Annotated in this window: 17 protein-coding genes; 2 read left to right on the forward strand and 15 right to left on the reverse strand. The window is 36.2% G+C overall.

Going from position 1 to position 21,105, the window contains the following annotated elements:
* Position 1 precedes the first annotated feature (1 nt).
* From ACFSQS_RS13955 to nhaA, 11 genes are all read right to left on the reverse strand, one after another.
* On the reverse strand, positions 2–1,093 hold the full coding sequence (locus tag ACFSQS_RS13955; protein WP_388020229.1) for a sensor histidine kinase: 1,092 nt from the start codon (positions 1,091–1,093) through the stop codon (positions 2–4).
* Positions 1,090–2,184 carry a mechanosensitive ion channel family protein gene (locus tag ACFSQS_RS13960; RefSeq protein WP_388020232.1) on the reverse strand — a complete coding sequence of 365 codons (1,095 nt, stop codon included), beginning with the start codon at positions 2,182–2,184 and terminating at the stop codon, positions 1,090–1,092. Before ACFSQS_RS13960 ends, ACFSQS_RS13955 begins: the two co-directional genes overlap by 4 nt.
* Positions 2,185–2,242: 58 nt before the next feature.
* On the reverse strand, positions 2,243–3,682 hold the full coding sequence (gene cls, locus ACFSQS_RS13965) for a cardiolipin synthase (RefSeq protein ID WP_388020235.1): 1,440 nt from the start codon (positions 3,680–3,682) through the stop codon (positions 2,243–2,245).
* 178 nt (positions 3,683–3,860) lie between these two features.
* Entirely contained in the window at positions 3,861–4,472 is a 612-nt protein-coding gene (locus ACFSQS_RS13970; RefSeq protein WP_388020238.1) for a MarC family protein, read from the reverse strand.
* A gap of 140 nt (positions 4,473–4,612) precedes the next feature.
* The gene (locus ACFSQS_RS13975; protein WP_388020241.1) at positions 4,613–5,080 is read right to left on the reverse strand and encodes a Dps family protein; all 468 of its coding nucleotides are present in this window, start codon (positions 5,078–5,080) and stop codon (positions 4,613–4,615) included.
* A 75-nt stretch (positions 5,081–5,155) separates the two neighbouring features.
* On the reverse strand, positions 5,156–7,309 hold the full coding sequence (locus ACFSQS_RS13980) for an FUSC family protein (protein WP_388020244.1): 2,154 nt from the start codon (positions 7,307–7,309) through the stop codon (positions 5,156–5,158).
* 295 nt (positions 7,310–7,604) lie between these two features.
* Positions 7,605–8,114 (reverse strand): GreA/GreB family elongation factor, encoded by a 510-nt coding sequence (locus ACFSQS_RS13985; protein ID WP_388020247.1) that lies wholly within the window; start codon positions 8,112–8,114, stop codon positions 7,605–7,607.
* A gap of 66 nt (positions 8,115–8,180) precedes the next feature.
* Positions 8,181–8,840 (reverse strand): MIP/aquaporin family protein, encoded by a 660-nt coding sequence (locus ACFSQS_RS13990; RefSeq protein ID WP_388020249.1) that lies wholly within the window; start codon positions 8,838–8,840, stop codon positions 8,181–8,183.
* Between the two features lie 93 nt (positions 8,841–8,933).
* Complete coding sequence (locus ACFSQS_RS13995) at positions 8,934–9,332, reverse strand: GlcG/HbpS family heme-binding protein (protein WP_388020251.1); 399 nt, start codon at positions 9,330–9,332, stop codon at positions 8,934–8,936.
* Between the two features lie 130 nt (positions 9,333–9,462).
* Complete coding sequence (locus tag ACFSQS_RS14000; protein ID WP_388020253.1) at positions 9,463–10,302, reverse strand: helix-turn-helix domain-containing protein; 840 nt, start codon at positions 10,300–10,302, stop codon at positions 9,463–9,465.
* A 125-nt stretch (positions 10,303–10,427) separates the two neighbouring features.
* Positions 10,428–11,735, reverse strand: a complete 1,308-nt coding sequence (gene nhaA, locus ACFSQS_RS14005; RefSeq protein ID WP_388020255.1) for a Na+/H+ antiporter NhaA — start codon at positions 11,733–11,735, stop codon at positions 10,428–10,430.
* A 480-nt stretch (positions 11,736–12,215) separates the two neighbouring features.
* On the opposite strand from nhaA, the gene metK reads away from it, so the two are divergent.
* Both metK and ACFSQS_RS14015 read left to right on the forward strand, forming a co-directional pair.
* The gene (gene metK, locus ACFSQS_RS14010; RefSeq protein WP_388020258.1) at positions 12,216–13,469 is read left to right on the forward strand and encodes a methionine adenosyltransferase; all 1,254 of its coding nucleotides are present in this window, start codon (positions 12,216–12,218) and stop codon (positions 13,467–13,469) included.
* Between the two features lie 137 nt (positions 13,470–13,606).
* Positions 13,607–15,196, forward strand: a complete 1,590-nt coding sequence (locus tag ACFSQS_RS14015; RefSeq protein WP_388020261.1) for an FMN-binding glutamate synthase family protein — start codon at positions 13,607–13,609, stop codon at positions 15,194–15,196.
* Positions 15,197–15,229: 33 nt separating this feature from the next.
* On the opposite strand, the gene ACFSQS_RS14020 is transcribed toward ACFSQS_RS14015, so the two are convergent.
* The 4 genes from ACFSQS_RS14020 to ACFSQS_RS14035 all read right to left on the reverse strand — a co-directional run bounded on the left by ACFSQS_RS14020 (position 15,230) and on the right by ACFSQS_RS14035 (position 21,094).
* A complete protein-coding gene (locus tag ACFSQS_RS14020) occupies positions 15,230–17,653 on the reverse strand; it encodes a protein-disulfide reductase DsbD family protein (RefSeq protein ID WP_388020264.1) in 2,424 nt (807 codons plus the stop codon).
* Between the two features lie 485 nt (positions 17,654–18,138).
* Positions 18,139–18,876, reverse strand: coding sequence for a 3-keto-disaccharide hydrolase (locus ACFSQS_RS14025; protein WP_388020267.1), 738 nt, complete (start codon positions 18,874–18,876; stop codon positions 18,139–18,141).
* 18 nt (positions 18,877–18,894) lie between these two features.
* Positions 18,895–19,947 carry a sugar phosphate isomerase/epimerase family protein gene (locus tag ACFSQS_RS14030; RefSeq protein WP_388020270.1) on the reverse strand — a complete coding sequence of 351 codons (1,053 nt, stop codon included), beginning with the start codon at positions 19,945–19,947 and terminating at the stop codon, positions 18,895–18,897.
* 13 nt (positions 19,948–19,960) lie between these two features.
* Positions 19,961–21,094, reverse strand: coding sequence for a Gfo/Idh/MocA family protein (locus tag ACFSQS_RS14035; RefSeq protein WP_388020273.1), 1,134 nt, complete (start codon positions 21,092–21,094; stop codon positions 19,961–19,963).
* Positions 21,095–21,105: the final 11 nt, after the last annotated feature.

Here is a 21,105-nt window from a genome sequence, read left to right on the forward strand (position 1 = left end):
ATTAAGGCTTTGGTAAAGTTATTGTAAATATAGCACCTTTATCTGGGTTGTTTTGTGCGGTTATTGTGCCTTTATGGGAGGCCACAATACCGTGCACCACGCTTAACCCCAACCCGGAGCCCTCGCCTATGGGTTTGGTTGTAAAAAAGGGCTGGAACACTTTGTCTAAGGCTTCAGCCGAAAGCCCTACGCCTTGATCTGATATTTTAAGGATGATATCTTTTTGGGTTTGAAGTGCTTCGACAACCACTAGACCGCCTTTGGGCGAAAAATATATGGCGTTCATTAATAAATTAAAGATTATTTGTGTGAATTGAACGGGGTCTGCACGTAACCACAAGGCGTCGTCTTTAATCTTTACCAGATGTTTTACCTGCTCTTTTCTAAAAGTGGCATCCAATAAATCTATGGCGTTTTTAATATTGGGAATAATATTTACGCACTGTATTTCTTGGGGCATTTTACAGGCGAAAAACATGAGCTTTTTAACGACTTCTCTGGAAAAAATAGTGTTCTGGATTATTTTATCTAAATCTTTTAATGCGGTTTTGTTGCTTTTTAAATCTGTTCGCAGCAATTCTGCAAACCCTAAAATATTGGCTAGTGGTGTGTTAAGCTCGTGGGCAATTCCTGCTGTGATCTCGCCCAAAATGCTTAACCTGTCTGCGTGCTCCATTTGCCTTTTTAAACAGGATTCTCTTTTTTTAATCTCTAGGTGCTCAAGCAAGTTTCCAACCTTTAGTGCAACATTGTCGAGCAGCTGTTGTTCTTCTTTTAAAAAATTGAGCTCTTTAGTGTTGGAACTGGTAATTTCTGCAATTAGCAGGCCTTCAACCTTATTAAAAACCTTGATATTAGATTGAATTTTCAATTCGTTGTTAAGTTGCGCATCGCTGGAAACAACAACTTTATCCAAAACAAAGGTAACTACAGTTTTTATTGGAAATTGAAATGCTTTTTTTAAACTGAGAGCCACGGCCTTTAATGTATCTTGAATTAAATCTTGGCTGGTATCGCCTATAATTGACGATACCTCGTAAAGACAGGTGAGCTCTTTAATACGTTCTTTTAGTGCTTGCTCTGCATTAATCATTGTTTTGTTGCTTCTTTATTATTTTTCATGACAATGGTTCTGTAAGGAAACGGTATTTCTACACCTTCGTTATCAAAACGTTTTTTTATACTTTCCAACACATCTGTTTTTAGCTGAAAACTATCGGCATAACTGCTTGCCCAGGCCCAGGCCCTAATGGTCATTGAGGAATCGTTTAATTCGGTTAACGCTGTTTTTACTATGGGTTTGCCTTCTTGCTTGTCTTGTTCTGTACGATTGTCTAGAATTAAAGGATGGCTTTCACATTCGTTTTGCATTATTTTTTTTGCCATATCTATATCGCTATCGTACGATATTCCTATTTCAATAAGCTCGCAGCACTTTAGCTCATCCAAATCGTAATTAACCAATTTTTCTTTATTGATAACGGCATTGGGTATAACTATCATTTTATTTTCAAAATTTCTTATTACCGTATGGCGTAAGGTTATATCTGTTACTCTGCCAATCATGGTGTCTGTTACTTTTACCAGGTCTCCTATTCTAAAAGGTTTAAAGGCTATTATAAATAATCCTCCTACAAGGTTGGACAATGCTTCTTGCGAAGCAACACCTACTATAAGCGCAATAACACCGGCGCCTCCCAATGCGGTTTGCGCCACACCTTTAAGAGACGGAAAGGCCAAAAGGCAAAGCATTAAACCCCCAAAATAAATGCTTACAAGTACAACATATCTTAAAAATTGGAAACTGGTAGGATCGTGTTTGTTTTCAATCTTTTTCTTAATATCGTACTTAAACCACATATTGGCCGTTGTGGCGGCAATTACGGTTAAAGACAAGACCACGCCTATGTGCAGTACGGTTTTAAAATCGTCGGCAAGGGTGTTTTGGCTATTTTCATCTACAATAAGGTATGCAATTGCCATTAAGCCTAAAACAACCCATAAGGTATTTAAGATGCGCTTTAATACATTTAGAGGCTTTTGCGGGTCTCCGGGGAATTTTCTTTGTTTTTCTTTAACAAGCCATTTATGTAGTTTGTTTGTTAATAGGCGTAAAAGTAAAATGGCTACTAGTATTACTATGCTAAATATTATTTCTTGCTTGTATTGTTGTAGAAAATCCATGGTATTGGTTTTTAAGTTTTATGTTTCTTCAATATTTGCTACTCTCGTGTTTTAAGCACTATAAGAATGGTGATAATAGTTTAACGCCCTTTTCCCATAAACGAATGTATTTGGGCCTGTTAAGCCAAGTTTCTAGCTGTATTTGTGTTGAAGCTTTTAGATCGTTGATAAAAACCTCTGTTAGTTGTTTTGCTATTTTTTCTCCATAGACTATTGCATTTACCTCAAAGTTAAGTTCAAAACTTCGGTAATCCATATTTGCAGAACCTATAATAGACAAATTATTGTCGATAACCATGGTTTTGGCATGAATAAAACCTTTGTTGTATTTATATATTTTTGCACCATATTCGAGCAACTCTGTGTAATAAGCGTTAGCTGCTGTACTTACTAGTTTTGAGTCGGATTTGCCAGGGACTAATATTTTAACATCTAATCCGCTTTGTATGGCAATAATTAGGGCATCCATTAAGCTCTCTCCGGGTATAAAATACGGACTGGTAATATATATGTTTTTTTGGGCAGAACTTATGGCCTTAAGTATTGAGTAGAATACAGCTGGTTGTTTACTGTCTGGTCCAGAGGCTACAATTTGCACCACATCGTTATCCATTTTTTGGTTTTGTAGGCTTTCAAAAAAGTACTTTTTACTGTAGGTAAATTTGTAGTTACTGCAAAAATTCCAATCGCACATAAATAAGTATTGTAAATAAGCTACTGCTTGTCCTTTTATCATTAAATGGGTGTCGCGCCAAAACAGAGGGTTTTTAGCTTGTAAATCGTTTCTATACTTGTCGCTAATATTTATACCACCAACAAATCCTACTTTACCATCAATAACAATTATTTTTCTGTGGTTTCGGTAATTTAATCGGTTTGCCAGGGCATACCATCTAATTTTATAAAAGGGTACTGTTTGCACACCGGCATCTTTTAATTTTTTTAGGAAAGGCTTTTTTAAGCCATGGCTTCCAAAATCGTCGTACATAAAACGCACCTCGACACCTTGTTTGGCTTTTTTTGCCAACAAATCTGCTATGGTTTTGCCTGTTATATCGTTTTCGTAAATATAGTATTCAAAATGGATATGAGATTTGGCATTATTTATCGCCTCAAGAACTTCAGGAAATTTAGTGTCGCCGTTTATAAGCAATTTAACATTATTATTTACTGTTAATGGACTACTAGCCGAACGACGAACATATTCTGTTAAATTTTTATGGTTATGCGAAATTAATCCTGAATTGCTAATAGATATGGAGTAAGCGTTCATTTTGTCTCTAATATCTTTTCTAAGCGATTCGTTCTCTGTTATTTTTTTGGTATATAATTTTCTTTTCCTGTAATTAATACCAAATGAAAAATAAAAAAGAATTCCAATAAAAGGAACAAAAACAATAAACAAGACATAAGCTAATGCCTTAACGCTGCTTCTTGTATCAAATAAAACCTGAGCAATTACTAAAATTAAAATTAGTAAATACACTATTTCTAGCATAAAAATGGTTGTTGAATCGGTGAGCATTATACGTTACATTGTTGCGTTTTGTAAAAGGTATTTATTTAAGGCTATCTTTGTCCAAAATATTTACATCTAAAAATTTTAATTAAAAGGCATTTTAACAAACCTAAAAATTGTTTAATAAAATAACGCTAGATTAAAGCATACAACAAGCTTACCCCAAATTAAAAGATATTTTAATTCCATCTATAATATTTGCAACGGCAACTGCAGACATAATCAAGCCCATTACCCTACTAATAACACTGGCTCCGGCATTACCTATTATTTTATGCACTTTAGTAGCTAATAACAATAAAATTAAAACCATAATTAAAACCCCCATTAAGATTAAACTAGATTGAAACTGTTGCCATATACTGTATTCTGAATTTTCAGTTAGCAACACCACTGCCAGCATCGCACCAGGGCTAGCTATTGAGGGCATAGCCATAGGGAAAACAGCGATTTCGGTTGTGTTTTTAATGGTTTTTATTTCTGCCTCTGGTTTGCTGTCTCCAAATATCATGGTTAAAGCAAAAAGAAAAAGTACTATTCCTCCAGCAATTTGAAAAGAAGATAAAGAAACGTTAATTGCATCAAGAATCAATTCTCCTACAACAATAAAAAATAGAAGTATTAAGGCAGACACTAGAACAGCTTTAAAAGCAATGTGTCTTTTTTCTTTTTCGTTAAACTCTTTTGTTGCAGCAATAAAAACAGGTACCGAGCCTATTGGATCAATAACAGCAAATAAAAAAATAAAAGCTGCAGCAAGTTCATGCATAATTGGTCTTTGCTTATTTACTTCATTTTAAGATTTAACCTAAGAAACGATTGTTATTAATTATTGGCAATAAGTTTTAGCTTTAAGTTAAATCCATAATACAAAGTAGCATTATGGATTTATTTTTGGGGTCTTTATAATTATTTTAAATAAGAGTTTAGCATCCAAAGGGTTTTCTCTGTTTCAGAAATATAATCGCTCATTAAGCTTACCGTTCCTTCATCGTCTGCATCTGCTGCTATAGATAAAATAAGGCGCTCTTTTGTAATAAGTGTTGAAAAATTATTTACTATAACCTCTACACATTTGTTACCGTCTGTAATACTTTTTGCTTCTTCTATTTCGGTGGTTTTAAGGTAATCTGTGTAAGTGTGCAGCGGCTCGCCTTCTAGTGTTAAAATACGTTCTGCGATTTCATCTATTTTCACAAAGGCATCGTTGTAAAATTCTTCAAATTTTTCGTGCAGTTCAAAGAATTGCTTTCCTTTAATGTTCCAATGAAACCCTCTTAAATTTTGATAAAATATTTCGTAATCGGCCAATAAAACATTTAGTTCTACAACTAATTTCTCGGCTTTGTTTCGGTCTATTCCTACTAAATTCTTCATTTTTTTATAGTTATTTTCTGATTTTTTATATCAACCAAATATAAGCTTATTTTTTGGTATTAAAAATGATTTATATCAATCTAGTTTAACCGATTTTGTTAGTTTTAGCATTTTATGGCTTATTGAAAACAGCCACTGCAGTTGCTCCCATACTAAATGGCTATGTTGTAAATTTTCTTCTCGACTTTTTTGAGACCTGAGTGCTGTTAACTGGCTTTCAAAAAAGGCTTCATCATCAGAAATTAAAGGTATGGCATCAGAAGTTTTTCCTTTTAATACTTGAATTATTTCTAAAAGGATTTTATTTATTTTAGAAATTGCAGCTTTAAACTCATCAGGTGTTTCTATGGTTTGGTATAGCTGAATATAGGTACTCAAGGATGCCAGCGATGACAAAAATGTATGATTAAGCTCAACCAATTCGTAAATCTTTTCCTGATTTTTTAATTTCGATTTGGGCTCTTGGGTTATTTTCTGAAAGGCTGCACTTAGGTTTGAAGTCTCTAAAAAAGCATTTTTACGTGAAACCTTATAGCCTATGGAAAGCTTATCTTTTTGCTGATAATAGTTTGATATGTGAGACAAAAATTCTTGGTTAGCCTTAACGCTTTTTTTAATATTCTCTTTAATTTCAAAAAAACCCCAAGCTGGCCAAAGCCATAACATAGCCATATATGCGAGCACCGCACCAACCAAAGTGTCTAAAATTCGATATTGAATAACGGATAGTACATCAGAATGTGTTATGGCATATACAAAGATAACCGTTAGCGTAATAAAGGTTGTTGATGCTTTATAGTTTTTTTGCACCATGGCAAAAGCAATAATTAACGAAACGGCTCCTAAAACCCCATAAGCATAAGGGTTCTGTATTAAATAAACCATAGCCACGGCAACCGCAGCGCCAATAAGCGTACCTAAAACCCTGTCTTTAGAGCGCGCTTTTGTTAACCCATAACTAGGTCGCATTATAACAATTATGGTTAATAAAATCCAATGTGGATTCTGGAAGGGAAATAAATTTCCCAGGGCATAACTAGCCATTAGGGTTACAGCTAGTCTTAACGAATGCCTAAAAATACTAGAACGAAAACTTAAATTGTACAGCAACAACTTAGGATCGTAATCTTGTCTTACTAAGAATTTTTTGGCAACTTCGTTAGCAATAAATTCTTCTGGACCAATATCTGGATTTCCTAACAGCCATTTTATTCTATTGAGTTTTTTAAACTGTTTTGCCTGATACGAAAAGAGGTTACTAAGTACAAGAAAATCTTCGGTATTATTGTTGTTTTGCACGTCGATTAAGGCAAAAATATCTTTTTTTAACTTTTCCAGATCTTTAGTCTGTATTTCGTTTTTTGGAATCTTACTGGTATTGTTCCCAGATTGGGCAATAATTTTTAGTTGTTTGGCCATTCCAAAGATTAGCTCTTGGAAACTTTTTGCGAATTTAGGGTGTTTATTAAACAATATATCCATCTTATCATAATCAACTGGGTTGGCTATAGCCGTCTCTAGCATCTCAACCAACTGCACAAAAACCAATAGTCTTTTACCATGATAATGTGACCGCCCCGAACTTTTTCGAGACAGAATCAAAATTTCCCTTAGCGTTTCATGTTGTTTTATTAATTCGCTTTGCAGATAGTAGAGATGGGATTGTAGCTTTTTGCGATCTTTACGATTACCAAACAATTTACCACGGGTTTCGAGAAATTCTGAGGTGTACATAAAAGTTTTAGACAAAATCTCTTCGGCTTCTGCCTTAGGGTTTATACGGTTCCAAATTTTAGCCAAGAATAAATACCAAATGCCACCAAGACCTACAAGAAGTGCATATTGATATATTTCTAACACTTCAGAATCGTGAGCAAAACTAAGAACCAAAGCAGTAAGGCCAGAAAAACTAATTAACGAAGCCCTAAAGCCATAAACTGAAATAAAAGAAATACCAAAACCTAAAACACCAAGAATAGGTAGAGGAAGCCACGTTTCGTAATAAAGATAACCCCCTATAAAACCAACAGTAGCAACCAGTGCAGCAGAAATAAGAATTCCTGTTTTTTTGTGTAAAAAACTACCACTAACATCGCTGGGAGAGCTCCAAAAGGCACCGTAACACAGTGCTAACCCAATTTCAAGATGGCCTAACAAGACACCAAATATAATAGGTACGCTAACTGCAACACAAACCAGCAAACCCTTTGAAAAACTATTACTTTTCATGAACTGCATTAGCTCCTGAAAATTCTTGGTTATAAAAAATATTATAATACCCCAAGTAAATTGTTTCATACGCTAATATAAGGTTTGTAAAAAAAACCAATAGTATAGTAAAGAAAAAAGGTTACGATTGTGAATAATAAGACTTTAATTTCACGTTTTGAAATTAACCCAAACACCAAGTTTGGCTTACCTCTTTTAATGTAACAGCAGAGGTAGCTGTATTATTTTTGTATTTAAGATTTAAAGCAGAAAAAACAAGTTATGATTATAGCTTTTCTATGAGCCATTGCAACAGCTACTTAACCACATAGGCAATGTTTAAAACCTTAAAAACCCTTTCTGCCTTTGCTAGTTTTAAAACAACTTGGTCTCCAACCTTTTTATGTGTTAACATTTTGGCTATTGGAGAAACAAATGCTATTTTTCCTTTGGAAATATCGGCCTCGTCAACGCCCACAATCTGATATTTTTCAGCTTTTTTTTCTGCACCTATTTTAAGTGTTACGGTTGCGCCAAAACGTATCTCATCCTCTGGCTGTAAAGTCAAATCAATTATTTTGGCTATAGAAATCCTTTGGCTTAGTAGTTGTAATTTAGCGTTTAAGTAATTTGATGCTATGCGCCTATCTTTATCATCTGCAATTTTCAACTGCTCAATTTCTTTTACAAGATTGTGCTTTTCGGTTAAAAGTTCATCAAAACCAACTTGTGTAACATAATTTATAACACCCTCTGGCAAGTCGGCTCTGGGCGGCACCAACGGAGTTTCTTCTTGATCGTCTTCTTTAACAAATCCTCTGCTCATAACTTATTTATTTTTAATTTTGTTATGTTTTAAAACATCTTGTAGTATAAATTAAATGCTCTACTTTTATTTTTGTTTGAGTACTTTCCAAACTAACATTGCAGCAATAGCCCCTATTGTTGGTGCAGTTAAAAAAATCCATAGCATCGTTAAATTTCCAGAAACTAAAGCAGGAGCAATACTTCTTGCAGGATTAAAAGAACCACCCGAAATAGGTCCGGAGAATAAAATAAAACCAACCACAACAGCTCCTATAACAAGACCAGATAACGATGATACTTCTTTATCTTTTTGAGTTGTTATCCCTAAAATAGTAAGCATTAAAAAGAAAGTTAATACAAATTCGATAATAAATGATTGAATTATAGTTCCTGAAGGAATTGTAGCACCCAGAAACAAACTTTCATTAAAAATAAGTTTAAGTAAGATACTTGCTGTTATTGCACCTAAAACCTGAAATGCAACATAAAATAATAGCGTTTTTTTTGAAATAAGATTACCGAATGCCAAACCAATGGTAATAGCAGGATTAATATGTGCTCCTGAAATGTTGCCAAAAACATATACCATAGCGGTTATAATTATTCCAAAAGAAAGAGAAACCCCTAACAAGCCAAGGCTTCCGTTAGTTTGTTGATCAACTATAACAGCCCCAGTTCCACAAAACACAAGGGCAAACGTACCTATAAATTCTGCTATGTAATTTTTTAAATCTTTATTTTTCATTTGTAATGTTGATTGTTATAATTATTAAACAAAAAAAAGAGGAATACTAAGCAATTAGTACATCCTCTTTTCTGCTATTAACCAAGTATTTACTTATATAGCTAATGCTCCTGTTTCTGCTACAGCGTGGTCGTTTTCAACCGAGCTCCCGCTTACACCAATGGCTCCAATAATATCGCCCGCATCGTTTTTAATTGGCACACCTCCTGGAAAGGTTATTAATCCGTTGTTTGAGTGCTCTATGTTGTATAAAGAACCACCTGGTTGCGATAATTCTCCAACAATACCTGTATTCATATCAAAATAACGGGCTGTCTTTGCTTTTTTAATTGAGATGTCTAAAGAGCCTAACCAAGCGCCATCCATACGTCCAAAGGCTACTAGGTTTGCACCTGCATCTACAATTGCAATGTTCATTTTGGTATCGATAGCTACCGCCTTTTGTTTTGCAGCTTCAATTGCTTTTTCTGCTTGTTGTAATGTAATGTTCATAATTGTCTGTTTTAAGTATTTTTATTTATGGTGCAAATATACCGCCTAGGTTATTGCAACAAGTTACCAAAACAGTTCAATGACTTATGAAAAAAGGTCGGAATTTAAAAACGAAGTTGTTTTTAAAGCATTACGAAGCTATGTCGCTGGGATTAATCCCAAATTTGTTTTTAAAGGCAATACTAAAGTTAGAAAGGTTGTTGTACCCAAAATCAAAATAAATATCTGAAGGTTTTAAATGCCCTTGCTCTAGAGTTTCTTTGGCTTTTTTTAGGCGTTTATCTTTTATCCATTTTCCGGGTGATACTTTGTACTCATTTATAAAATGGCGTTTAAAAGTAGATAAGCTCATGTGGCAAAGAAAAGCAATTTCCTCTAACTTTAAATTTGAGTAAACGTTGCTCTCTATCACTGTTTTAAAAGGCGAAATCTCTTTTGATATTAAAGACTGGAGGTATTGTTTAAATTTAGAACCATATTTATTGATAAGATATAGCATGATTTCTTCAAACTTAACAAAAAGCAAATTATCTTTAAAGATTGCAGGCGCCTTGCTTATTGTGGATAGCGAATTTATATAAGCGTTAATGTAACTGTCGTTTTCAATTACAAAATACGCAATTTCATCTTCGTTTGCTTGGTGGCTGTCTTCGTGTTTGTTTAAAAATTCCAGAAGTTTATCCTCCGAAAAAAACAATAGTTTACAAAAATAATTAGCATCAGCATCTAACAATTCAGTCCAAAGCCAATTCCCTTTTTTAAGAAGTAAAGATTGGTTTTTGTTTACAGCCACAGAGGTATCTGCAAAATGCACCTGTTTTTTACCAACTTGCAAAAAGCTGAACATGTGCATGCTTAAATTTACCTTGCTTTTTATTACATCGGTGGCCATTTTAAAATCGTACACAAAAACATCTGGATTCGGTTTTGAATCTTTAATGTATATTTCAGGTATATTTTCAATGGCCATTGTTTATATTTATTTAGCTTATTGGCAGCGCAGTGTTTATAATAACAGCACAGTACCACGGCAAAAACTATATTTTACCACACTAAAAAATATAAACAATGGCTTTTAAACGGTAGCAGCCCCGTTTAGCTTACCTGTGCTTTTGCAGAGTTCATCCTTAAAATCAAATACCCAACTACTCCAGAAATAAGAGAACCAATAAGGATTCCTATTTTAGCAGAGTCTATAAATTGCGGTGCTGTTTCGAATGCTAAAGTGGCAATAAAAATAGCCATGGTAAAACCAATACCTGCCACAAAGGAAACCCCAATAATTTTTGTTGTATTTATATCAGACGGCACGGTAACTAATTTCATTTTTTTTGCTAAAAGGATAACAAGAGGAATACCAAGCCCTTTACCCAACACCAAACAAACAACAATTTTAATAACCAAGTTGGTTTCTATGGCTACAGAGCTATCAATAAGCACACCAGCGTTTGCCAGAGCAAATACCGGAATAATAAAATAAGCTACCAAACTGTGCAAATTATGCTCTAAGCGCTGTAAAGGCGACTGGAACTTAGACGTCCAATCCTGTAAATCGTCTATATGTGCTATTTGCTCACTCGATAATATAGGGGTTTTAGAATCTGTAGCACCTTTAATGTTCTTAAACACATTTTCTAGCTGCACCAAGAATGTAGAAGTATCTATCTTTTGTCTTATAGGGACCGAAAAAGCAATTAAAATACCTGCTACAGTTGGGTGAATGCCAGATTTTAAGAACAAGAACCAAATAATGATTCCAAAGAAGAAAAACACATAACCAGAATATACCCCTTTGTTCGAGAACAAGTATAAAACCGCCAACAACGCCATGGCAATCAACAACAAGCTAATGTTAATGCTGCCACTGTAAAACAAGGCAATAACCAACACCGCTCCAATATCATCAACAATGGCAAAGGCTGTTAAAAACACTTTAAGGCTTAAAGGCACACGGTTTCCCAAGGCATTTAAAATGGCCAACGAAAAAGCAATATCTGTCGCCATGGGTATGCCCCAACCCCTAAAGGTTTCAGGGTTATCATTTAAAATTATAAACAAAGCTACGGGCACAATCATGCCGCCCAAAGCCCCAACCAACGGGAACGCTATTTTTTTAGGTGAATTTAACTCGCCAATAAGTAATTCTCTTTTAATCTCAAGACCTATTAAAAAAAAGAACACCGCCATCAACCCATCGTTTACCCAAAGTATCAAAGGTTTTTTAAACTCAAAAGTCTCGGTTGCAATTCCTATATCGTATTGCCATATCTGGCTGTATATATCGCCAAATGGGGAATTAGCCCAAACAAGTGCAATTATTGTAGCTACCAATAACAAAATACCGCTAAAGCTTTCAATCTTCACAAATTTCTGCAATGGCATAACCAATATTTTTTTTATCATAGTTAGAATCATTTTATTTTTTTGCCTCCAAATATAAGTTTTAATCTTAAGAATCATAAAAAAACAGGTTGCCTTTTAAAATTATTATCAAATTCACAATAACAGCTAAAACACGTTCGCAATATTTTATTGCTTAAAACAGCCATAAGCACAAGCTATTGAGCACAGCAAATTATATGGTAGTTTGGTTTGTAAGAATAGTTGTTTCGTTCCTGTTATGCTTCTGGCAACGCTTTCGCGGAAATTAAGCATGGAAGAAAAGCTGTTTTTTAAGTTGAACATAAAAAACACACGCTTCACAGAATCGTTTTTCTGAAAAAAAGAAAAATTAACACGCATATTCTTTTATTTTTTTACTTTTGCACACACAAATAACAGAGGAGAGATTTGACTGATTGCAACCTCAATAAAAAATGCTAAAGGCAGTGCAAACTTCCTTCGAGGCTATCGTCGAATCTTTTTTGATAAAATTAAAAAAACATGGCGTATTTATTTACTTCTGAAAGTGTTTCTGAAGGACATCCAGATAAAGTGGCAGACCAGATTAGCGATGCTTTAATAGATAACTTTTTAGCCTTTGACAAAGACTCTAAAGTAGCTTGCGAAACCTTGGTAACCACAGGGCAAGTTGTACTGGCTGGCGAGGTAAAATCTACTACCTATTTAGATGTACAGAAAATAGCACGAGAAACTATAAACAAAATAGGTTACACCAAAGGCGAGTACATGTTCGATGGCAATTCATGCGGTGTATTATCTGCCATTCACGAGCAATCAGACGATATAAACCGTGGCGTAGATAGAGCCAGCAAAGAAGAGCAAGGAGCCGGAGACCAAGGCATGATGTTTGGCTACGCAACCAACGAAACAGATAATTTTATGCCATTGGCTTTAGATTTGTCTCACAGAATTTTAAAAGAACTTGCCCAATTACGCAGAGAAAACAAAGAGATCACCTATTTAAGACCAGACTCTAAAAGTCAGGTTACCATCGAGTATAGCGATGACAATATCCCTCAGCGCATTGATGCCATTGTGGTTTCTACACAGCACGACGAGTTTGATAAAGACCAAGCAATGCTTGCCAAAATAAGAAAAGACATTGTTGAAATTTTAATACCGCGCGTTGTAGCCAAATTACCTAAGCAAACCCAAGCTTTATTTAACAATAAAATTACTTACCACATTAACCCTACAGGCAAGTTTGTTATTGGCGGACCACACGGCGACACAGGACTAACCGGACGAAAAATTATTGTTGACACTTATGGTGGCAAAGGCGCTCATGGTGGTGGCGCATTTTCTGGAAAAGACCCAAGTAAGGTAGATAGAAGTGCCGCTTATGCCACAAGGCACATTGCTAAAAACTTGGTTGCTGCAGGTATTGCAGACGAGGTTTTGGTACAAGTAAGCTACGCTATAGGCGTTGTTGAACCTATGGGAATATTTATTGATACTTACGGCACTTGCCCTTTTAATATGACCGATGGCGAAATAGCCGAAAAAGTATCTAAATTATTTGATATGCGCCCATTTGCCATTGAAGAACGCCTTAAACTACGATCGCCAATGTATAGCGAAACTGCTGCTTACGGGCACATGGGACGCAAAAACGAAACCGTTACCAAAACATTTACCCAACCCAATGGAGAAAGCACAACACTTGATGTAGAACTGTTTACTTGGGAAAAATTAGATTATGTTGAAAAAATAAAAAATGCTTTTGGTCTGTAATACCCATTCTTTTTTTAAATGAATTCAATACACAATAGCCTTGTAATTTATTTTACTAGGCTTTTTTTATGGATTTTATTTAATTTGAGATTACGTACACTAAAGCTATCTTTGTTGCAATGATAAAAACATAAAGCATGAAAGTTCGCGAAATATTTATTTTAACCTCGATTGCCACCGTGGCACTAATTAGCACTATAGCTTTTTTTTGGTCTCCTATTTTATGGTTGTTCTTGTTAGTAGCCCCACTAGTAGTAATGGGTGTTATTGATATACTCCAAAAAAAACACACCATAAGAAGAAACTTTCCGCTCATTGGCCGTTTTAGGTACATGCTGGAGTCTATTCGGCCAGAAATCATGCAGTATTTTGTAGAAACCGATACCGAGGGCCGACCTTTAAATCGCATATTACGAACTTTAGTGTATAGAAGAGCAAAAGGCAGAAACGACACCGAACCCTTTGGAACGCAATTAAACATTTACCATGCTGGATACGAGTGGCTAGAGCACTCAATGTATGCAAAAAACAACCCCAAAGATATCGGGGAATTCCCCCGTTTAATTATTGGTGGTAAAGATTGTAAACAACCGTATTCTTCAAGTTTGTTAAATATCTCGGCAATGAGTTTTGGCTCGTTAAGCAAAAACGCTGTTCTTGCCCTAAACAAAGGAGCCAAAATGGGAAACTTTGCTCATAACACAGGTGAAGGCGGCATAAGCGACTACCATTTAAAATACGGAGGCGACCTTATTTGGCAAATTGGAACTGGTTATTTTGGCTGCCGTAAAGACGATGGCTCATTTAACGAGGCAACTTTTAGGGAAAATGCTTTACGGCCTCAAGTAAAAATGATCGAGATTAAATTATCGCAAGGTGCAAAACCCGGGCACGGTGGTATTTTACCCGCAATAAAAAATACCGAAGAAATAGCCAGAATAAGACACATAAAACCTGGTGTTGCCGTACACTCACCGCCATCGCATTCTGCTTTTTCAGACCCTATACAATTCATGTATTTTATAAAAAACCTTCGAGACTTATCTGATGGCAAACCTATAGGTTTTAAGTTATGCCTTGGCAGAAAACAGGAGTTTATGGATTTTTGTGAGGCTATGATTTTTACTGGAATTACACCCGATTTTATAACCGTTGATGGTGGTGAAGGCGGTACTGGTGCTGCTCCGGTTGAATTTTCAAACTCTATGGGCATGCCACTACGCGAAGGCCTTATTTTTGTTCACGATACCTTAGTTGGCTTCGGATTAAGAAAAGATATTAAAGTAATTGTTGCGGGTAAAATCATATCGGGTTTCCACATGGCAAGAGCCATAGCTTTAGGTGCAGATGGTTGCAATAGCGCTCGTGCCATGATGCTTTCTATTGGATGCATTCAAGCCTTACAATGTAATAATAATACTTGTCCGGTTGGAGTTGCAACCCAAAATCCCTCTTTGGTAAAAGGGCTAGTTGTAGAAGATAAAGCTTCCCGTGCCCATAAATACCACGAGGCTACCATACACAGCTTCTTGGAGCTTGTAGCCGCCGCAGGCCTTAACAGTCCAGATGAACTGGAACGAGGGCATATAAGCAAGCGAGTGGGACTATATAATGTTAAAACCTACGAAGAAATTTACCCATATATGCAAGAGGGTGCCCTTTTAGATATTGATAAAATACCAGAAAGCTACAAGCGATTTTTTCATTTAACCAGAATTATGAAATAAAGCCCGCTCAATGCAATACTAACACATAATTAATTAAAAATTATCTAAGCCTGCTTTTAGCCAATTGTAATACTGCTCTGCATCAGGCGTGTAACCTATCGGATCGTTAAGATTCTGCTCGTCGTGCCCTAAAAGCACATAAAAAGGCTGTGTGTTGGTTTTGAATTTAATAGTCTGGAATTCGCTCCATTTTTGTCCTATATATTTTAATTTCTTTCCTGGCCGCAGCTTAGATTCAACAACCTCATCCTCGGGCAGTTTGCGCTTGTCATCAACATATAAAGAAATAAGCACAATATCGTTTTTAAGCACATTTAGCACTTGGTCGTTTACCCAAACGTTCTGTTCCATTTTACGGCAATTCACACAAGCCCAACCCGTAAAATCTAACATCATGGGCTTGTTTACTTTTTTGGCATAAGCCAAACCTTTGTCGTAATCGTTAAATGCTAATATTTGATGCGGCGCCAATAAATGCGATCCTTCGGGCAGGTCTTGTTGTACACCAATAGTACCGCTTCCGGTTTTGGAATTGCCAACTCCATAAGGGGACTCTGCATAATCCAACGGTGGTGGGAATGCACTAATTAGGTTTAGTGGTGCGCCCCAAAGCCCAGGTATCATATAAATGGTAAACGATAAAACAATCAGTCCTAAACTTAATCGCCCAACGGAAATATGGGTTAATGGCGAATCGTGGGGTAATTTAATTTTCCCGAATAGGTACAAAGCCAATGTTCCAAAAATTGCAATCCAAATAGCAATAAAAACCTCGCGCTCCAAGAAATGCAGTTGCAATACCAAATCGGCCTGCGATAAAAACTTGAAGGCCAGGGCCATTTCTAAAAAACCTAAAACCACTTTTACGGTATTTAGCCATCCGCCAGATTTTGGCAAAGAGTTCAGCCAGCCCGGGAAGGCTGCAAACAATGCGAACGGTAAAGCTATAGCTAACGAAAACCCCAACATGCCAACTATTGGGGCAATACCGCCTTTTGATGCAGCTTCAACCAACAGCGTGCCAACAATAGGGCCCGTACAAGAAAACGAGACCAAAGCCAGGGCCAAAGCCATAAAAAAGATACCAATTAATCCGCCCCTATCGGCCTGTTTATCTACATTGTTAACCCATTTACTAGGTAGCACGATTTCGAAAGCACCTAAAAAAGACAGCGCGAAAACGATTAACAGCAAAAAGAAAATCAAATTAAACCAAACGTTTGTTGCCATGGCATTTAAAGCATCGGCTCCAAAAACAGCCGTAACGGCTATACCTAAAACGAGATATATTATAATTATGCTAATACCGTATATAACGGCGTTTTTAATGCCTTTGGCCTTGGTTTTGCTTTGTTTGGTAAAGAAGCTTACCGTCATGGGAATCATGGGGAAAACACAGGGTGTTAACAATGCTGCGAAACCAGATAAAAAGGCTATAAAAAAAATGGCCCACAAGCCTTTATTACTAGATTTTTTAGCTTCTGGGTATTCTACAACAATATCGGTTTTGGCTTTTGTTGCTTGGGTTAAATCGAAAACCAAATCTTTGTATGTAGGCGCAGTGCATTGCCTGTCATTGCAAGCCATATAAACTACTTCGGCTTGTACTGAAGCGATGTTATTGTTTAAAACTTCTATTTTCTGTTTAAATTCTGCCGAGTTTTTAAAATAGGTAATCTCCATTTCAAAAACTTTATCCATTACAGTAATTCCTTTTGGCTCCAATGTTTTACCAAGCAACTTAACCCCATCTAATAACTTATAATCGAAGTGGGTTGGAATTGGCCCGTTTTCAGGTACGTTTTGAGCGTAAAGATGCCATTTATCTTCAATCGTTGCGGTAGCAATTAAAATATACTCTTTTTCTGAAATTTTTTCTACGGATGTGCTCCATTTTACCGGATCTACCAATTGGGTTGCTTTATTTGAATCTTGTAACTGAAAACTGCCTGAAACCGTTTCAGTATTAGATACCGTTTCAGTATTAGAAGCTGTTTTAGTTGGCTTAGATTCTTTAATATTGAAAACCAAATCTATATATGAAGGCGGCAAACACCTAGCATCGTCGCAAACCATAAACTCTACTTCGCCTTTAACTATTGAGAGTTCTTTGTTTAATACTTTAATGAGCTGCCTAAATTCTGCTTTATCATCAAAAAACTTAATACGCATATTAAATACAGGATCGTTTACTGTGCGCCCCTCTTCTTCAGACACTTTACCTATTAACTGGTAATCTGCATGGGTTTTAAAAATAAATGTGGTTGGAATTGGCCCACCTTCGGGCACGTTTTGCGAGTACAAATGCCACCCTTTATCTATGGCTGCGGTTGCCACAAGCTCATATTCGGTTCCTGATATTTTTTCAACTGTGGTATGCCATTCAACAGGCTCTAATATTTGGGAATACCCATATAAACCAAGAGTAAGTACCAGAATTAAAATTAATTTTTTCATTGTTTTGTTTATGTTTTTTTTGAGGCCTATAAAACGATCTTTTAACAGACGCTAAAAGTATAAAAAACTTATAGGTTTTAATGACTTTAACTTTTAAAAATGGTCTATTATAAATTATTAAGCAGATTTATTTGCTGTTGGCTTTTGGCAAGTAAAAAACACGACCTGTGTACAAAATGGAATTATACAACATTCAAAGCAATTTAAACGCCCTATTATGGGCGTGAAATCTATAGATTTGCTAAAAAATTTCTTGAAACGAAGTATGCGTGTGAGGCTCTCCACATAGCTATTGGGGTTTTACATAGTAGTTTAGACGGAAACCATAAGCTGATTCTCAAGGAATTCTTTTCGATTAGATCGCCTTGCTATTTTGGTGTTGGCAGATCAAAAAAAAATGTTTGTTGGTTTTATAACGCTGAAAAAATCTTAACTGTATTAAACGGTTTTAGTTGATGTTTAATAATTGTCCTTTTTGAAAAATTCTATAATGCTTTAATTTTTATATTTCTGTACCATACTTTATCGCCGTGGTCTTGCAAACCTATATGACCTGTTTTGTATTTTGCAAACCCTTTCCAATCTTTAAATTTTGAATTTGCAACCATTTTATCCCATACCTCACCACTAAGCGGAAACTCGACTATTGCTTTTCCGTTTAACGATGCACTGCCGGTATTGGAATTGTGGTTAATTGTAATGACGCATAAATTCCATTCGCCTGCTGGTTTACTTACATCGTGAGCAGGTTCGACCAAATCATACAGCGCACCTGCTTGATGAAATTTCGGATTTGCCTTTGCATCTGGGTGCCTTTCGTTATCTAAAACCTGAATCTCAAGACCTGTTTGATAGGCTTCCGGATAGGCTTCATCTTCAAAAACACCCCAAAAAATACCGCTATTTCCACCTTTGGATATTTTCCATTCTAGAGACAATACAAAATTTGTAAACTTCTCTTTGGTTATAATATTTTTACCACCTTTGCTACTAGGTGTAAAGGCCAAAGCACCATTTTCAATCGTCCATTCGGGATATATGGTATCTGATAAATAGCCGCGCCAATGATTTAAAGAAGATCCATCAAAAAGCGTTATCCATGACTCTGCTGAATCCTTTTCAACGGTACTGATTTCATCTTTTTCAATTGCTGTATTATTGTTTTTTTGTTTGCAAGCTCCTATTGTTAATAATACGAATAGCATGCTAATCAATGATTTCATAAATAGTGATTTTAATAATTATATACCCAGTATTTTTTTTAGCTGCTCGTTATTGGTTTCACTTCCGGCAAAATCGTCAAAGCTTTTTTGGGCTGCTTCAATAATATGCTTTTGAATAAATGGCGCACCTTCTTTTGCTCCTTGGGCAGCAGATTTTATACAGCATTCCCATTCCATAACTGCCCAAATATCGCATCCGTAACTTGTTAATTTTGAGAATACACTTTTAAAATCTACTTGACCGTCGCCTAAGGACCTAAAGCGTCCCGCACGATCTTTCCAATCAGAATAACCGCCATAAACCCCTTGTTTTCCCGTTGGGTTAAATTCGGCATCTTTTACATGAAATGCCTTGATATGGCCGTGGTAATGATCGATAAAAGTTAAATAATCCAATTGCTGTAATACATAGTGTGATGGGTCGTAAAGCATGTTAACACGCTTATGATTTCCGGTAGCTTCTAAAAAGCGTTCAAAAGAAATACCATCGTGCAAATCTTCGCCTGCGTGAAGCTCGTAGCACAGATCGACACCGTTATCATCAAAATGATTTAAAATAGGCAACCAACGATTTGCCAGTTCTTTAAAACCCATTTCCACCAACCCGCTTGGGCGCTGTGGCCAAGGGTACATAGTGTGCCACATCAATGCGCCTGAGAATGTGGCGTGTGCCTTTAAACCCAATCGCCCGCTTGCTGTTCCGGCTTTTTTAACAAAATCTACAGCCCATGCCGTTCGTGCTTTTGGGTTGTTTTTAACGGTTTTTGGGGCAAAACCATCAAACATGGTATTGTAAGCTGGGTGCACCGCTACCAATTGCCCTTGTAAATGTGTGGAGAGTTCGGTAATTTCCAATCCGTACGATTGTATTTTTCCGTTTAGCTCATCGCAATAGGTTTGACTTTGGGCCGCTTTGTCGATATCGATAAAATTAGTTTCCCATGTTGGAATCTGTATGCCTTTGTAGCCCAGATTTGCTGCCCATTTGCATATACCGTCTAAAGTATTAAATGGCGGTTCGCTTCCAGCAAATTGGGCTAAAAACACCGCCGGCCCTTTTATTGTTTTCATCTGTTTTTTTACTTTAAATATCTAACCAAATGTTTCCTGATTTGTGCGACTCAACACATTTTTCTATAAATTTCATGCCTCGAACACCATCATGCATTGTTGGGTATTCGCCACTATCACAAGCTTCATTTCTAATGGCTTTGGCGACACCGTAATAAATATTCCCCATAGAATCGAATATGCCTTCAGGATGCCCTGGTGGCAATTTGGTCCCGTTTAACGACAACGCTCCATTATAAGCATGCCCTGGTTTTAAAACCTGTAGAGGTTTATTATCTGTTAAATGATATAAATAATTGGGGTTTTCCTGTTTCCAATTAAAACCGCCTTTGGAACCATAAATTTTAACTTCTAGTCCGTTTTCTTCACCCGTAGCAATTTGACTTGCTCTTATAACGCCTTTTACATACTTTGAAAAACGAATTAAAATAGTTCCATCTACATCCAATGGGTTGTCGTCGTAACGCGTGTTGAGGTCTGCCAAAATAGATGTTACTTCTTGCCCTGTTAGGTATTCGGCCATATTAAATGCATGGGTTCCAATATCGCCAATACAACAACTTACCCCTCCCTTTTCAGGATCTAAACGCCATATTGTTTTTCGAAGTGATTTATCTAATAATATAGGATTTATCCAACCTTGATAATATTGAATATCTACCTTTTGAATGTCTCCAATAACGCCAGACTGAATCATTTCGCGCATTTGGCGCACCATAGGATAGCCTGTATAAGTGTAAGTTATAGCAAAAATGGTGTTCGCTTTTTTTAGCGCGCTTTCTAAAGTTTTTGCTTCGGAAAGTGTTGTAGTCAAAGGTTTTTCGCAGATAACATGAAACCCGTTTTCTATGAGTTTTTTGGCCATGGGAAAATGCAAAAAATTCGGGGTTAAAACTGAAACCACTTCAATTCTTTCTGACACTGGAAGTTTTAATTCTTCTTCAATAAAGGCATCAAAATCTATGTAAACACGATTTTCAGACAATCCCAACGTCTTAGCAAAACTTATATTGTTTTCCCAATTTGGGTTAAAAACACCTCCAACTATTTGGTATTTATCGTACATTGAAGAGGCTACTCTATGCAATACCCCTATAAGCGAATCGCCGCCACCGCCTAGTATGCCTAACCGTATTTTAGAACTCATTGACATGATTT

It is taken from the genome of Gelatiniphilus marinus, assembly GCF_042684345.1.
Lineage (GTDB): Bacteria > Bacteroidota > Bacteroidia > Flavobacteriales > Flavobacteriaceae > Gelatiniphilus > Gelatiniphilus marinus.

Coding starts and splice junctions, on each gene's coding strand:
- ACFSQS_RS13955 (WP_388020229.1), bottom strand. CDS start 1,093: ATGATTAATGCAGAGCAAGCACTAAAAGAACGTATTAAAGAGCTCACC.
- ACFSQS_RS13960 (WP_388020232.1), bottom strand. CDS start 2,184: ATGGATTTTCTACAACAATACAAGCAAGAAATAATATTTAGCATAGTA.
- cls (WP_388020235.1), bottom strand. CDS start 3,682: ATGCTAGAAATAGTGTATTTACTAATTTTAATTTTAGTAATTGCTCAG.
- ACFSQS_RS13970 (WP_388020238.1), bottom strand. CDS start 4,472: ATGCATGAACTTGCTGCAGCTTTTATTTTTTTATTTGCTGTTATTGAT.
- ACFSQS_RS13975 (WP_388020241.1), bottom strand. CDS start 5,080: ATGAAGAATTTAGTAGGAATAGACCGAAACAAAGCCGAGAAATTAGTT.
- ACFSQS_RS13980 (WP_388020244.1), bottom strand. CDS start 7,309: ATGAAAAGTAATAGTTTTTCAAAGGGTTTGCTGGTTTGTGTTGCAGTT.
- ACFSQS_RS13985 (WP_388020247.1), bottom strand. CDS start 8,114: ATGAGCAGAGGATTTGTTAAAGAAGACGATCAAGAAGAAACTCCGTTG.
- ACFSQS_RS13990 (WP_388020249.1), bottom strand. CDS start 8,840: ATGAAAAATAAAGATTTAAAAAATTACATAGCAGAATTTATAGGTACG.
- ACFSQS_RS13995 (WP_388020251.1), bottom strand. CDS start 9,332: ATGAACATTACATTACAACAAGCAGAAAAAGCAATTGAAGCTGCAAAA.
- ACFSQS_RS14000 (WP_388020253.1), bottom strand. CDS start 10,302: ATGGCCATTGAAAATATACCTGAAATATACATTAAAGATTCAAAACCG.
- nhaA (WP_388020255.1), bottom strand. CDS start 11,735: ATGATAAAAAAAATATTGGTTATGCCATTGCAGAAATTTGTGAAGATT.
- metK (WP_388020258.1), top strand. CDS start 12,216: ATGGCGTATTTATTTACTTCTGAAAGTGTTTCTGAAGGACATCCAGAT.
- ACFSQS_RS14015 (WP_388020261.1), top strand. CDS start 13,607: ATGAAAGTTCGCGAAATATTTATTTTAACCTCGATTGCCACCGTGGCA.
- ACFSQS_RS14020 (WP_388020264.1), bottom strand. CDS start 17,653: ATGAAAAAATTAATTTTAATTCTGGTACTTACTCTTGGTTTATATGGG.
- ACFSQS_RS14025 (WP_388020267.1), bottom strand. CDS start 18,876: ATGAAATCATTGATTAGCATGCTATTCGTATTATTAACAATAGGAGCT.
- ACFSQS_RS14030 (WP_388020270.1), bottom strand. CDS start 19,947: ATGAAAACAATAAAAGGGCCGGCGGTGTTTTTAGCCCAATTTGCTGGA.
- ACFSQS_RS14035 (WP_388020273.1), bottom strand. CDS start 21,094: ATGAGTTCTAAAATACGGTTAGGCATACTAGGCGGTGGCGGCGATTCG.